Annotated in this window: 11 protein-coding genes, 1 rRNA gene and 2 riboswitches; all 12 genes read right to left on the bottom strand. The window is 37.1% G+C overall.

Features of this window, described 5'->3' with window-relative positions; translation table 11 throughout:
• Positions 1-91: ribosomal RNA gene (locus C7437_RS10535) — 16S ribosomal RNA — on the bottom strand; the annotation flags it as partial.
• A gap of 530 nt (positions 92-621) precedes the next feature.
• The gene (locus tag C7437_RS10540) at positions 622-1,953 is read right to left on the bottom strand and encodes an NCS2 family permease (protein WP_111439643.1); all 1,332 of its coding nucleotides are present in this window, start codon (positions 1,951-1,953) and stop codon (positions 622-624) included.
• An 86-nt stretch (positions 1,954-2,039) separates the two neighbouring features.
• Positions 2,040-2,141, bottom strand: a riboswitch (purine riboswitch).
• 83 nt (positions 2,142-2,224) lie between these two features.
• Positions 2,225-3,778: a glutamine-hydrolyzing GMP synthase gene (guaA, locus tag C7437_RS10545; protein WP_111439644.1), complete on the bottom strand. Its 1,554-nt coding sequence runs from the start codon at positions 3,776-3,778 to the stop codon at positions 2,225-2,227.
• A gap of 167 nt (positions 3,779-3,945) precedes the next feature.
• Positions 3,946-4,047: riboswitch (purine riboswitch) on the bottom strand.
• Between the two features lie 34 nt (positions 4,048-4,081).
• Positions 4,082-6,268, bottom strand: coding sequence for a transglutaminase-like domain-containing protein (locus C7437_RS10550; RefSeq protein WP_111439645.1), 2,187 nt, complete (start codon positions 6,266-6,268; stop codon positions 4,082-4,084).
• Positions 6,265-7,470 (bottom strand): DUF58 domain-containing protein, encoded by a 1,206-nt coding sequence (locus C7437_RS10555; RefSeq protein ID WP_111439646.1) that lies wholly within the window; start codon positions 7,468-7,470, stop codon positions 6,265-6,267. Before C7437_RS10555 ends, C7437_RS10550 begins: the two co-directional genes overlap by 4 nt.
• The gene (locus tag C7437_RS10560; RefSeq protein ID WP_111439647.1) at positions 7,467-8,417 is read right to left on the bottom strand and encodes an AAA family ATPase; all 951 of its coding nucleotides are present in this window, start codon (positions 8,415-8,417) and stop codon (positions 7,467-7,469) included. Before C7437_RS10560 ends, C7437_RS10555 begins: the two co-directional genes overlap by 4 nt.
• A gap of 1,202 nt (positions 8,418-9,619) precedes the next feature.
• Positions 9,620-10,303: an ABC transporter ATP-binding protein gene (locus C7437_RS10570; protein WP_111439649.1), complete on the bottom strand. Its 684-nt coding sequence runs from the start codon at positions 10,301-10,303 to the stop codon at positions 9,620-9,622.
• Entirely contained in the window at positions 10,300-11,115 is an 816-nt protein-coding gene (locus tag C7437_RS10575; RefSeq protein ID WP_245909271.1) for an ABC transporter permease, read from the bottom strand. The genes C7437_RS10570 and C7437_RS10575 overlap by 4 nt, the downstream gene beginning before the upstream one ends.
• Complete coding sequence (locus C7437_RS10580; RefSeq protein ID WP_245909272.1) at positions 11,112-11,561, bottom strand: nitrous oxide reductase accessory protein NosL; 450 nt, start codon at positions 11,559-11,561, stop codon at positions 11,112-11,114. The genes C7437_RS10575 and C7437_RS10580 overlap by 4 nt, the downstream gene beginning before the upstream one ends.
• The gene (locus tag C7437_RS10585; RefSeq protein ID WP_111439651.1) at positions 11,558-12,850 is read right to left on the bottom strand and encodes a right-handed parallel beta-helix repeat-containing protein; all 1,293 of its coding nucleotides are present in this window, start codon (positions 12,848-12,850) and stop codon (positions 11,558-11,560) included. The genes C7437_RS10580 and C7437_RS10585 overlap by 4 nt, the downstream gene beginning before the upstream one ends.
• Positions 12,851-12,926: 76 nt before the next feature.
• Positions 12,927-13,547, bottom strand: a complete 621-nt coding sequence (locus C7437_RS10590; protein ID WP_111439652.1) for a nitrous oxide reductase accessory protein NosL — start codon at positions 13,545-13,547, stop codon at positions 12,927-12,929.
• 142 nt (positions 13,548-13,689) lie between these two features.
• Positions 13,690-14,517, bottom strand: coding sequence for an ammonia-dependent NAD(+) synthetase (gene nadE / locus C7437_RS10595; protein ID WP_111439653.1), 828 nt, complete (start codon positions 14,515-14,517; stop codon positions 13,690-13,692).

The following is a 14,517-nucleotide window of genomic DNA, read 5'->3' on the forward strand; positions in this document are numbered from 1 at the left end:
AAGAAGCAAGCTTCTTCATCATTCGCTCGACTTGCATGTATTAGGCATGCCGCCAGCGTTCGTCCTGAGCCAGGATCAAACTCTCCATAATAGTTGAGTATAAAACTCAACAAATTAGAACTAGTTTAAAAGCTCATTTTGTTTTGCTGGCATCATCATTAAATGATGTCAAAAATGTTTTGCTATCGAGCTAACCTAAGTTAGTCAATAAGCTGTATTTCTTAACGTTTTGCATGTTCAGTTTTCAATGTTCATTTTATCACGTCGTTTTGACGACTTTTATATCATAACATTTTTTGTTATCATTGTCAATACTTACTTTTATTTCATTTTCTGAAGAAAACAAGTAATGGAAAAGACAACTTGATTACTATAACATTACCTCAAACTAAAATCAATGTTTTTCTCAACTTACTTTTCAAAAGAAATACATACACTTAATTCGTTTAAAGGTGTATTAAGACAATAACATGATATTCTAGAAAACGCAACTATTTTAGGTATTATTATCAAACCTTGTCGAATCACCCTAAAATCTAACTTCAAACTAAACATACTCCTAGTTTCTCCACAAAAAAAGAAAGAGAACCAATAAGGCCTCCTTCCTTCTATATAAGAGTTTTACAAGAATATGAAGTAACAAACAAATATTACCCAAAGACCATACATGATTGGGTGTATTTCTTTTATCCTTCCAGCAACGATCATTGTGATTGGATAGAAGATAAAACCGATTGCTATACCTGTTGCAATTGAATAAGTAAATGGCATTGATATTATTACGAAGAACGCAGGAACTGCAGTTTCGAATTTTCTCCAATCAATGTCACCTAAAGTACTTACCATAAGAACCCCAACAAGAATTAATGCTGGTGCAGTTACAGCTGAAGTGATAACACTCAATACTGGGTAGAAGAACAATGCTAATATGAATAAAATCCCTGTAACTACCGCAGCAAAACCAGAACGAGCACCAGCTGCAACACCTGCACTAGATTCTACATATGAAGTAACAGTAGAGGTACCGGCAACAGCACCAACAGTTGTAGTAATTGCATCAGCCATAAGCGCTTTTCCAGCATTTTTTAGTTTACCATTTTTCATTAATCCGGCTTGATTTGCTACAGATATTAATGTACCAGCAGTATCAAAGAAGTTAACAAACAAGAATGTAAGGACAACAACTATAAATTGAGTTGTCATTAATGAAGCGGAATCATTGAAAATTGGTTCTAAAGCTACTCCAAAAGTCGGTTCCAAACTCGGAACTTTACTAAAGATAGCATCTGGAATTGGTACTAGTTTAAAGAACATACCAACAATGGCTGTTATTAGCATACCGTAGAATATACCGCCTGAGATGCCTTTTACCATCATAATTACTGTAATGATTAGACCAAAGATTGTTAATAATACATTAGGATCAGCTAAGTTTCCGATACCAATTAGTGTAGCATCATTATTTACGATGACTTTCGCGTTTTGTAATCCAACAAATGTGATGAATAAACCAATACCTGCTCCAACAGCATATTTTAATTCAGCTGGAATGGCATTAATAATAGTTTCACGAATGCCAGTTAATGAAAGAAGAATGAAGATTACTCCTGCAACAAAACAAGCAGTTAAAGCTACTTCCCAAGGAATTCCGAATGTTAGAACTACAGTGTAAGCAAAGAAAGCATTTAGCCCCATACCCGGAGCAAGCGCGATTGGATACTTTGCTAATACTCCCATCAAAATTGAACCGAGTGCACAAGCAATTGCTGTAGCTGTGAATACAGCACCTTTATCCATATGCATGGAATCTGGTAAACCTTCGACTGTTTCAAGTGATAAAATCATTGGGTTTACTACTAAAATGTATGCCATAGCAAGGAATGTCGTTAAACCACCGATAATTTCTCGGCGATAGTTTGTACCTAACTCTTCGAATTGAAAATACTTTTTCATGAGATCCTCCATTTTATTGCATCGACAACAAAAAAAGCATACGACTAAGTAACAGTCGCATGCTTAATATCTCCAATATACAAAAGAACAATACTTCCATTCTTCGTAGTCAGATCATTTACGGTAATCTGGTAGAGACTTTCGGGCCTTATTCCCAATGTTATACGACGACATAATTAAATTATGTATGTAATATACCATTGATATTTTCGAAAATCAACACTATTTCCGAACGATTTTTAGATTCATTTAATAATAGTTCGTTTTTTGACTATTCCCACTCTATTGTCGCTGGTGGTTTGCTCGTGATGTCATACAGCACGCGGTTAATGTGCGCTACTTCATTTACTATACGAACACTTATTTTTTCAAGAACATCCCACGGGATACGTGCCCAGTCAGAAGTCATCCCATCAATAGAAGTAACTGCACGAATACCGATTGCGTAATCGTACGTGCGTGCATCGCCCATAACACCTACACTGCGGATGTCCGGAAGCACTGTGAAGTACTGCCAAACATCACGGTCTAAACCAGCTTTTGCGATTTCTTCACGTAGAATTGCATCTGATTCGCGAACGATTTCTAGTTTTTCTTCTGTTATTTCACCTAAAATACGAATACCAAGACCCGGACCTGGGAATGGTTGACGCCAAACGATTTTTTCACTTAAGCCAAGTTCAAGACCTAATGCACGTACTTCGTCTTTGAATAATGTTTTTAATGGCTCGATTAATTTGAATTGCATATCTTCTGGTAACCCACCTACATTATGGTGAGATTTGATAGTTTGAGCAGTTGCCGTACCTGACTCAATAATATCTGTATATAGAGTACCTTGTGCTAAGAAATCCATCCCTTGTAATTTAGATGCTTCTTCGTCAAATACATAGATGAATTCGTTACCGATAATTTTACGTTTTTTCTCTGGATCAGAAACACCAGCTAATTTGCTCATAAAGCGCTCACGAGCATCTATTTTAATCAAGTTCATATCGAAGTCTTCTGTGAATGTTTTCATTACTTGTTCAACTTCACCTTTACGGTTTAAGTTGTGGTCTACGAACATACAAGTTAATTGATCACCTATTGCTCTATGGATTAATACTGCAACTACAGATGAATCCACTCCGCCACTTAGTGCACATAGTACCTTTTTGTCCCCAACTTCTTCACGGATTTTTTGAATTTGCATATCGATGAAGCTACCCATTGACCAGTCACCTGTTGCATGACAAACGTCAAATACGAATTGACGAAGTAATTCTATTCCGTAAGCAGAATGTCTTACTTCTGGATGGAATTGAACTGCGTAGAAATTCTTCGCTTCATTTGCCATTGCAGCTACTTCACAAGAAGGACTAGTTGCAATTACTTCGAATCCTTCCGGAGCAACAGTTACATGGTCTCCGTGACTCATCCATACTACTTGGCTTGATGGAAGTTTTCCAAATAAAGCTGTCGGATTTTTCACGTCAATTTCTGCTTTACCATATTCTCTGTGAGAAGCTTTTTCTACTTTTCCACCGAAATGTTGAGACATTAACTGCATTCCGTAGCAAATCCCTAAGATAGGTACACCTAGATCATAAATTGCTGGATCGATGTGAAATGCATTTTCATCATATACAGAATTTGGTCCGCCAGAGAAAATAATACCTGTAGCATTTAAGTTCTTCAGTTCTTCTGCGCTCACAGTGTGTGGAAGTAGTTCGCTGTATACGCCAAATTCACGAATACGACGCGTAATTAGTTGGTTATATTGACTTCCGAAATCTAGAACGACAATTTTTTCTTGTTCTTTTAACAATGGTGTTAAAGACATTTATATCCACCTCTTCTATTTATTAAACCAAGTTGTGCTTCCAAAAAATAAGAGTTGACCCGTTTGCACGCTTAAGAAATAAGATAAAAAAACGCGTAAGAAAGTATACCTCTTTCTACGCGTTTAGATTCTACATCAAAAAGGTGAATGCATATGCCTGAAAAAGACATGACTGCATTCACCTTCATAGTCAAGTTGTTAACGGCAACTTGGTAGAAACATCCGAACCATATCTTCGAACATATACGAGGGCAACTTGGTCATTATAATTTGACTTCAGTTTACAGGTTGTCGAATCGAAAATCAACTGCTAAACCGATTAATTAAATTTTCCGATTTTTCTTTCAACGAAGCGTAATTAATGCTATCTTTATCGTCCCCATAAAACCCTTTTTCATATGCATCCGTTAACTTCCTCATATCATTACCACCAAAATAGGCGTCAATTGTTTTTGCATAACTAGACAATGTTTGTCCCTGTTCTCGATCAAGTCCGTATAGTTTCAGTAGCCACAGTAGCTGATGATACATTTTTTCATAAGACTCCCAATCATTCTTTCGCATTCTATTCAGAGGAATCAATACTTTAGAGATCCATCTACGTCGGAATTGATACAAGATTAAACTTAGCATAAACAATCCAACTAACGACCAAATGATTGCTGCCTTATTATTCGAAATCCATTTCCCAAAATCTTGCATCACTTCAGTAAAGCTTCTAGAAACTTCCGTATTTTCTTTAACAGGATTTTTATTCTCAGGTGTATCTGGCTCAACTGGTTTAGGAGCCTCAATAGCATCCGACTGCGTTTCTAAATCATATTCTAAGTTAGGACCATTAGAAAAACCGATCGTCGGTTCAAAATTCATCCAACCAACGCCTGGGAAATAAGCTTCCACCCAAGAATGTGCATTATTGTTCGTCACTTCGTAAGTATCTCTATTACTTTCTGTTTGAACAACTTCTCCAGCTGTGAAGCCTTTCACCCACCTTGCTGGTATGCCTTGTGAACGCAGCATGACTACCATGGATGTAGAGAAATTATCACAATAACCTACCTTTGTATCGAATAAAAATTGATCTACATAATCTGTATCCCCTTCTGGGATTGCAGCCAACTGTTGACTATATGAAAATCCACTTTGACGGAAATACCGTTCAATTTTTTTGGCTTTTTCATATAAACTATCTTGATCCTCTGTAATCTTAGTAGCTAGTTCAGTTACTCGGTCCGGTAGTGATTCTGGAAGCTGCAAATAACGATCAAAATCACTAGAAAGCTGACCAAGATTTTCCGTCGTTGTTTCCCTTAAAGCCCTCAGACTATATGAAGGTTCGCTGTATTCTACATCATAATCAAGTATTGAAAATGGACTACCACCATTAAATGTTGAAAGCTTTTGATTTGCCACGGTCATAGTTGCAGTAAATGGCACAACACTCGCCACATTAGTAATTCCATAAGGCTGCATGACAAAAGGAAATTCTTGCATCATGGAAATACTTGAGTTTACTTTTTCCTCTTCAGTTCCTGATAGAATATCTGAAACGATTGAATGGGAAGTCTTATCAGAACTAACTAATTCGTCTTCTGTATCTGATTGAATCCATCCTTTTGACGTATACGTATCTTTCGTTTCGATCTTCCAATATTGTTTAGTTTGTAAGGTTGCACGAAAAACAGGGGAATCATCTCCTATGAAAGCTCCACCTAGTTGTTCATCATTTTCTCCGTAACCTACTCTTTTACTTCCTCCATCTTCACTAGTAGCAGAATTATTCACTGAGGTAAGAAACGGAACTGGATCCGGCCAACTTGGTCCTGCTTTCGGAAGCGTATAAGCAATTACTGCACTTAAGACGATCACTCCAAACAAACTTGCAAATAATATAGCAAGGAAGGAAACACTGGCTTTTTTATTATTTTCACCCATTACTTTTTTGGCATATAGGACCCCTGATACGAAAAATCCAACCATTAATACAGTAACAATACTTTTCTCTCCATTATAAGGACTAAATGTATCCAATATAGTCACAAACAAAACGGTCATGATAAAAAATAGCCATATATTTTTTCTTACCCTTATCCAGTAATTCAATAAATAAGTAGTCATCCATAAAAGAACAAAAAATAGCAATGTACGAAAATCATCCGTCACACCTGTCCATTGTTGAGACAGTAAAGCTTGCATATTGAACTGGATTGTATCAGTTAAGAAGAACACTGACTCCCTGGAGAATAAACTTTCTTCTGTGTAAAGGAATGCTATTACCCCTCCAATATATATTAACTTCAAAGGAGTAGTTATTTTCCAATTCAATTGAACAAAATAAAAAAGAAGAGAAATCCCTAAAAAGTAACTAAATAATTTTAAATGTTCTGTATCTGTTAACTCAATAACAGGCTTGAGCCATTCAATTAATAGTAGAAAAACGGAAAAATAAATAGTTCCAGTTAATAATCCTTTGACTACTTTTTCATTCATGAGCGACTCACCTCCAGGAAGGCTTGAGAAAACCGGTCTTTCGAAATTACATGAATTCGAATTCCTCGACTTTCAGCATATTGGTGAATTGACTGCTCATTAGGCAGGAGCTTTTCCTCTTTACCCTTTACAACAAAGCATATGCAAACACGTAAATTACTCGCTGCCTTTTGAACACTATGTAAAAATTCATGCGTTAAGTTACTTGTGATAAATAATAGAGTGGTTACCTGAGAAATTGCTACATCATGTAAAATTACTTGCTCCAATGGATTTTTTAAATCTGCAGAAACTTTCATTAAATGGTATAAAACGCGTTGCAATTGTTCCTCACTTTGCACTGCTGGTACAAACAAACGATCTTCGCCAACAGAAAGAAAAGCACTTGATGCCTGATGTCTAACAATCGCTTGCATAATAGATGCAGTTAAATCGACTACATCTTCAAAAAGGATGGAAGGAGAACGGTCCATCAATACAAACAAGTCCTGAGATTGTCTGTCCTCAAACTCTTTTGTTTGTAGTGTTTGCGTGCGAGCAAACGATTTCCAGTGAATCCAAGAAACTCGATCTCCAGGTTGATAGGAACGTATACCTGTTGCCATTGAAGTGTCTTTAATCGATTGATTTCTTGAAATTGCTGCTCCTTGGTCATACTTTGTCTCAATTGGGATGTACACCATTTCCGTCAATTTAGGAAAGACAAGGATTGTTTTGTTATTTGCGATAAATATTTCTTTTTTCACCCAGCCAAACAAATCACTCACTCGAATAGTAACACCTTCTAATTCATGCTCTCCTCTTGGAGTATGTTCCACTTCATAAGTCCATTTAAATTCTTTTTTTATCCCCCAAAAGGTTATTTGCTTCCAAGATATATGTGGTTTTAACGTCTTTCCTACCACCTCTTCAAAAGAAGTATATAACAGAGGAAATCGATTATTTCTTTTCACTTGAATAGTAGCCATCAGTTTACCGCCACTGTGCATTTTGCGTGTTTCAATCGTTCGTTCTACTTCTATTTTAGATAAAGGATAAAAGAATAAGAGGTAAGAATAAAGCGAAAGAGGAATGATCAGATAAAAAAGAAACCAACTAACGAAGCCACCTTGAAACATGGCATAAACAAAGGCTGCAATTAGAAGCACACTAACTCCTAATACACCTTTTAGCCTCTTCAATTGCTTAAAACCTTTTTTCATTGATTTACTTTCCCTTTAATAGGAACGGGTGCTCTTTTGATGATCCGCAGTAGCACTTCCTCTGTAGAAACACCATCATACCTAGCTTCTGGACGAAGAATAACACGATGTCCAAATACAAATGGTGCCAAATATTGAATATCATCAGGTGTCACATAATCTCTCCCTTGCAACATCGCATACGCTTGAGAAGCACGCATTAACGCAATCGAGCCACGCGGGCTAACACCAAGATAAATGTAAGTATCTTCTCTCGTTTTATTGGCAAGTTCAACAATATAGCCTTTCATCGTTTGGTCCACTTTAATCTCTTTTACTCTTCGTTGAAGGTTTATTAATTCTTCTAATGAAATAACAGGATATAATTCATCGATCGGAGAAGATTTTTCTAATCTATTCAAAACTTCAATTTCTTCACTTGGATGCGGATAACCCATCTTCAGTTTCAATAAAAAACGGTCAAGCTGAGCTTCAGGAAGTGGATATGTTCCTTCATGCTCAATAGGATTTTGGGTAGCCATTACAAAAAACGGCTTTGGAATCTGCATCGTAATTCCATCTATGGTGACTGTTGCTTCTTCCATCGCTTCTAGTAATGCAGATTGCGTTTTAGGAGAAGTTCGATTAATCTCATCTGCGAGTATAATATTCCCTAGTATTGGACCTGGTCTAAACTCAAATTCCATCTCTTTCGGATTATATATTGAAATTCCGACTACATCAGATGGCAATAAATCTGGTGTAAACTGAATACGTTTAAATTCTGCTCCAATAGACTTCGCAAGTGCTCGAACCATCATCGTTTTCCCTACTCCAGGTACATCTTCCAGAAGTACATGTCCATCTGCAAGCAATGCGATAACAGCAAGCTCCGCAACATCTTTCTTGCCAATCATTACCTTTTCAATATTCGTAATTATTGCTTGAATTTGTGTTTGTCCCGTCATTAAATTCCCACCTAGTTAATAGATTAGTCCGAAAATTAATATAATATATTTAGCATACCGAAAATTACAATATAATACAAATAAGAAAAGCGGAAGCACCTATTACTGCCCCGACAGGCAAATGGGGTAAGGTGCTGGAGCTAGACATAAAGAAAAGCGGAAGCACCCTTTTCTAAATGGACGTTGTCGGGTCGCTTTGGACGAAACTTATCGATACAAATAAGAAAATCATAAGAAAACCGATCCACGCTGATTTTCGTTACGAGCGGACGCTTTCCGTGGGGCGTGCGGTGAGCCTCCTCGTCGCGAAAACCGCGCTCCTGTGGGGTCTCACCTGTCACGCTAATCCCACTGGAGTCGCCGCTCGTAACGAAAATCTGCAAAGTGAATATTGGAAATATAAGTTCAAATAGATATAGAAAACATCTTCCGTTCATAGAAAACAGCTTTATTTACCCCTACAATAACGTAAAATTTGAAGGAATTAACAATATACACTTTAAATTAAAACCATCTGATAAACAAAGCGAACAAAAACAATTACGCTAAAAAGTAGCATAATCTTACTATTAAGCATTTCACCGGATCAGCCAATTTATAGAATTTTAACGTGCAGTTTTAGTTGCTTAGAGTGCAAGATAGTGACTCCCCCGGAAAGCCTCCAGCTGGAACGGAAAGCAACGGGATACTTGAAAAACTGCGTCCTATCCCTGTGTCAGACTCAAATGTTATTTCAATTTGTGGCTGACACAGGGATAGGTTACAAAAAAAGGCAGAAAAACCAACACAGCGCCCAGGAGTTCAACACAAATGCCCCGTGGATTTGTGGCTAACTCCTGGGCGCGCTCACAAAAGCCACCCCAAATACTTTGACTTACATGATTGTGAATCAACAAATATAAATTAGGCACTACCATTTCTACACGTGTAATATTTCTATTTAAATTTTTAATCATGATTTACAAAATATAGAAAAATGACTATACGACTTATCCGAAAATAAGTGCCAAAAGAGACTTTTCTCCTGTTTTTGCACTTATTTTAAAATATGTCGTATGTGAGTTTTGCGCATTTTTGATGTTGGGGGCCAAAAAGAGGAGGAGCTTAAGAAAGTGAATGTGCCACTATCTTAAGCTCCTCCTCTTTAAATTGCCTCCCAAGTAATTATGCTAACTACTAGCGAGACAAGACATTAGTCGGACTCAAAGATTATTTTGGATTTTCATAATAAAAAGTTCTTCAAGATTTTTACAATCATTTTCACGTAACACATGCTCTAAATTCCCTTGTGTTATTATGTTTCCTTGATGCAGTAGTAGCACTTCCTCTGCGAGCTCTTGGGCAAAAGAAAGTAAGTGAGTAGAAAATAGCACTGTCTTACCTAGCTCCTTTTGCTCTAAAACCATTTTTTTAAGCTCCGCAACCCAGTACGGATCTAGTCCATTTGTTGGTTCATCTAATAGTAAAAAATTTGAAGGTCCTAATAGTGCTTGTGCTAAGTTTAAGCGTTGGCGCATTCCTTTTGAATAATGACGGACCGTTTGCTTTCTCTCTTCCCAAAGCCCTACTCTCTTTAACACAGTTTCTTGCTCTGCTTGCCCCACTTTTTTCAATGAGCCTAACAAGTTAATGATCTCTTCTGCTGATAAAGTTAGTGGGAAATCTACATCATCTGGCATATAATTAACCGATTGCTCACTACCCCATTCTAGTTGTCCAGAGGTTGGCTTTTCTTGACCAGTCAGTAAACGAATTAGCGTACTTTTTCCAGCTCCATTCCCCCCAGCAAGCGCAATGATTTCTCCTTCATTCAATAAAAACGAGGCGTCCTTCAAGCCACGATCATTCGAATAGATTCTAGCTATTTTTTGCCCTTTTACAATCATTCCACTCTCCCCTTTCTATCAAGAATGAAAACAGCGAAGCCTAAAGACAAAATAATCCAGAGGACAGAAAGGCAAGCATAAACGAATAAACCAAATGGGGAAGAATAGAAATTGGTAAACGAATAAAATGCAGGACCCAAAACAGCCTCCTGTTTAGACAATAAAAAATAACCAAATCTTAGCCACTCTGCAGGATTTATATGTATATTAACAATCAGCAACTTTTGAAGTACATGTCCGGCAGAAAAAGTGCCAATCGCCATTAATGCATAAGAAAGTAACAGTAGCCAGGAAGCCCACAGAACAAGCGACAATGCTAATGCATGTAATCGGCTTTTCGCTATCGCACCTATCAGTAAAGCTATTGCAGCAAAGATCAACACGATTAAAAAAGATAGGACGACGAATACCCAGCTAATCCCTAATTGACCAACGAATGCCCCTGTCCCGATCACGACACTAAAAGATAGAGCGAGCATCACAAAAAAGGACAGTAAGAGTGCAGCATATTTCCCGAAAACATATTGTCGAAGTGTTATTGGATACGTTTTTAATAGAGACAACCAACCAGACTCAACATCCCCTGCAATACTCATACTTCCGATCGTTAATAAAAATAAAGGCAACAAAAAAAGCTGTAAGTTCAAGGCAGCAGCCGATTGACGCGTAAAGCCTTCTACTTCTGGTAAAGCCATTTGTTGAATAAGGGAAACAGAAGCAAAGACAAAAACAAATAACAAAGCCACCAATTGCATCCAACGACTTCTTAACATTTGCTTCCATTCTAATCGAACAAACTTGGAATTAATCACTTATTAACACCCCATTCGTGGGTAGCTAACTCTTCTGTTGTGAGCATTTCTCCCTTACCTTCTGTTTCAATCCATTTTTTCGCAGTCTCTTCGGTAGCGAATGCCAAAACACCATAGGACATAGGTGTCCAAAAATCTTTGTGATAAACAAACGTAGCTTGGTCGACGTCAATCCATTCATTCGTAGTAGCATCCTTTATGAACCCTGCTCCTTTTTCTCCTTCATTTAACGTAGTAACATACTGAACAAGACAACCTAGATCATCAAACATTTCATAGTCCCCATTAGACAATGCCACTTGTCCTGCATATTCCTCATGAACAATACTCATATTACACACTTTACAAACATCCGTTTCGGCAACGATTTCTCGTGGTATAAACTCTTTTGCTCCACATCCTTGCAATAATAAAACCGTAATAACAAGTGCAACAAATTTCTTCATATCAATGCTTCCTTTCTCCATAATCCAATTAGACCTAAAACTAAAAGCAAAGCCCCTATCAATTGAGCGAAATTGATCTGCTTATCTTCTCGTTTTTGCGTGGTCATGGACATTTTAGGCTCTTCGTCGATTAATACCGTTCCTGTTTGTTTTGTTTGACTATCCAACTCATTCAATAGAACAACAGCGGGCGCCTCTACGAAATATTGATATACTGGTTTTCTAACCATCCATTGTCCAAAACTTTGAACAGCTGAATAAGGTGTGTCTCCAATACCATCTTCCTCCATATCTAGCCCTTGATAATCATCATAATAGTTTCGATGAATTATCCCTCCATTTTCATCAGAGCGCAGATTAACTATATTCCCAGAAAACTCATTATTCGTAACCTTCGTCTCTTTTGCTGACTTGACTAAGGTAACGCCTGTTTGATTTGTCCTAAATTGATTATTTTTTACGATAGAATCAGAAATCGACTGCAAAGATAAGCCTACAGTATTGGAGACAAGTTCATTATTTTCAATATTAATATGCTTTCCTTCAAACAAAATCATGCCACTTCCATTTAACTCTTGATGATCATAAATAAAATTATGAACTATGTCCGTATTATTCGTCATCATTATCATCATGCCCGTAACATTTTCTTGAAATTCATTGTCTGACGCTCTGGCATAGTCTACATACATAATGTGGATACCATATCTACTAGACGAAACATGATTTCCAACTAGTTTTAATTGCTCCACCCTTTCCATATAAAACCCATCTTGTACATCATGAATCGTTGTATTATATATTTCGATTTGGTCCGAGTCATAAATGGATAGTCCATTTCCTTTTTCAGAAAAATGCGCCGATAAACCTGTAATCGTTAAATTGCTTAGATACAGTTTCCTTGCCCGCTCTGCCTTCACGCCACTCGTTACATTCGTCATCTTCACTTCTTCTATCGCTATATTTTTAACATCCTTCATATGGATTCCACTATTTCCGTCTCCATTACCTTGTCCATGAAGCGTTAGAGATTGTATCTTTACATTTTCCGTTTCTGTTACTGAAATAATCGGTTTTTCGCCGTCCCCTTCTATAATCACATCTCCGTTGCCAACTAAAGAAATTTCTTTTTGAATGGTAATAGGACCACTATAAACACCTGCAGGAATTTGTAGTTCCTCTCCAGACAATGATTGATTAATGAGTTTCTGCAGGTCAAGTTCATCTGCACGAGCTTCGAATGGGAAAAAAATAGCAAACAAGAAACCGAGTACCATTATTCTTTTCACAACAAGGACCTCTCCCTTTTAATAGGTAAATGGACTAGAGTTCAAAACTCTAGCCCCACCCTCTTATTTGCAATTTTTATTTTTGTTCGCTTGCTTCTGCGTCTGGCATGTCATGCATTTGTTCGCTACCTTCCGCATTTTTCATTTTTTCCATTTTCATCAAATGGCGTTCATGAGAAACAACATCAATAGCTGCTACTTCCGTTAGTGCAGATCCAGCATTTTCTTTCATAAATTCATCTGCATTATTTTGCTCTTTAAAAAATACATAACCGTAATTCATCGGTGTTTTAATATCTGCTTTTACAATGATTGCATCTTCTAGAGTAAGCCAGTCTTTCGTTGTATAATCTCGAACAAATTTCTCCATTTCTACTCCGTCTATCCGTTCTTGGTTTAACATACAACCTACATCATCAAAGAAAGTATTTGTCCCGTCGCTTTTTATTCCTTGCGCTGTGAATACACCTAACTCATGAGTTGCATCATACACAGTCATTTGACAGTATTCACAAACTGTACCTGCTTCTGGTTCCATCAATCTTTCATCTACTGCCGCTACCACTTCTGTAACTACTGGAGTAGATTCTACTACTTTCTCTTCTTCTTTAGCATCCTTTGTATTTGTTTCTGTTTGACCACAAGCGGTAAGCATAAGAACAGTCATAAATAGTAGTAATCCAATTATTTTTTTCATCAAACATTCGCCCCTTTCATTCTTGTTTCAGTTTACATAATAAATGTGAAATTAAATAAAAGTTAGTTCGTCTATATTAAGGCGATAATGTGAAAAAAAAGAAAAGTTTTGAATCTCTATCAAAAGAGATTCAAAACTTTTCTTATTTCCAAAAATCATCAAACACCGTAATCGGCAAATGTCGTTTATGCATCGAACGATTGTATAATCCTTCAATTTTTTCTTGCGCTTCCTGAGATACCTTTTTACCTTCTAAGTAATCATCTATTTCATCATATGTTACACCTAGAGCTACTTCATCTGGAAGTGCAGGTCGATTCTCTTCTAAATCTGCAGTAGGTACTTTTAAGTATAATTGTTCAGGGCACCCTAGATGCTTCAACAACTGCTTTCCTTGTCTTTTGTTTAAACGGAAAATGGGAGTTAAATCGGCTCCACCATCTCCAAATTTTGTATAAAAGCCAGTCACTGCTTCCGCTGCATGATCTGTTCCAAGAACAATTCCATTATGCATTGCAGCTATTGAATATTGAGCTTTCATACGCTCTCTTGCTTTTTCATTTCCTTTTGCAAAATCAGAAAGAGTGATTTCTGCCTCTTCAAGGGCACGAACACTTGCATCCACTGCTTCTTTAATATTAACCGTCACTCGTTTAGATGGTTGGATAAAATCAAGTGCCATTTGACGTTCTTCTTCATCAAATTGCACACCAAAAGGTAAACTCACTGCGATAAATGTGTACTTGTCTTCTCCAGCTTCTGCATTCAACTCATCAATTGCTAACTGAGCAAGCTTCCCTGCTAAAGTTGAATCTTGTCCACCTGAAATTCCAAGCACCATGCTTTTTAAAAAAGGATGCTTTGTTAAATAAGCTTTCATAAAGTCAATACTTACGCGAACTTCAAATTCTACATCAATTTCTGGCCTTACTTGCAGCGCCTCAATAATTTCTAATTGTTTAGATGACAT

The sequence above is a fragment of the Psychrobacillus insolitus genome (genome assembly GCF_003254155.1).
In the GTDB taxonomy this organism is placed as follows: domain Bacteria; phylum Bacillota; class Bacilli; order Bacillales_A; family Planococcaceae; genus Psychrobacillus; species Psychrobacillus insolitus.

Coding starts and splice junctions, on each gene's coding strand:
- C7437_RS10540 (WP_111439643.1), bottom strand. CDS start 1,953: ATGAAAAAGTATTTTCAATTCGAAGAGTTAGGTACAAACTATCGCCGA.
- guaA (WP_111439644.1), bottom strand. CDS start 3,778: ATGTCTTTAACACCATTGTTAAAAGAACAAGAAAAAATTGTCGTTCTA.
- C7437_RS10550 (WP_111439645.1), bottom strand. CDS start 6,268: ATGAATGAAAAAGTAGTCAAAGGATTATTAACTGGAACTATTTATTTT.
- C7437_RS10555 (WP_111439646.1), bottom strand. CDS start 7,470: ATGAAAAAAGGTTTTAAGCAATTGAAGAGGCTAAAAGGTGTATTAGGA.
- C7437_RS10560 (WP_111439647.1), bottom strand. CDS start 8,417: ATGACGGGACAAACACAAATTCAAGCAATAATTACGAATATTGAAAAG.
- C7437_RS10570 (WP_111439649.1), bottom strand. CDS start 10,303: ATGATTGTAAAAGGGCAAAAAATAGCTAGAATCTATTCGAATGATCGT.
- C7437_RS10580 (WP_245909272.1), bottom strand. CDS start 11,561: ATGAAGAAATTTGTTGCACTTGTTATTACGGTTTTATTATTGCAAGGA.
- C7437_RS10590 (WP_111439652.1), bottom strand. CDS start 13,547: ATGAAAAAAATAATTGGATTACTACTATTTATGACTGTTCTTATGCTT.
- nadE (WP_111439653.1), bottom strand. CDS start 14,517: ATGTCATCTAAACAATTAGAAATTATTGAGGCGCTGCAAGTAAGGCCA.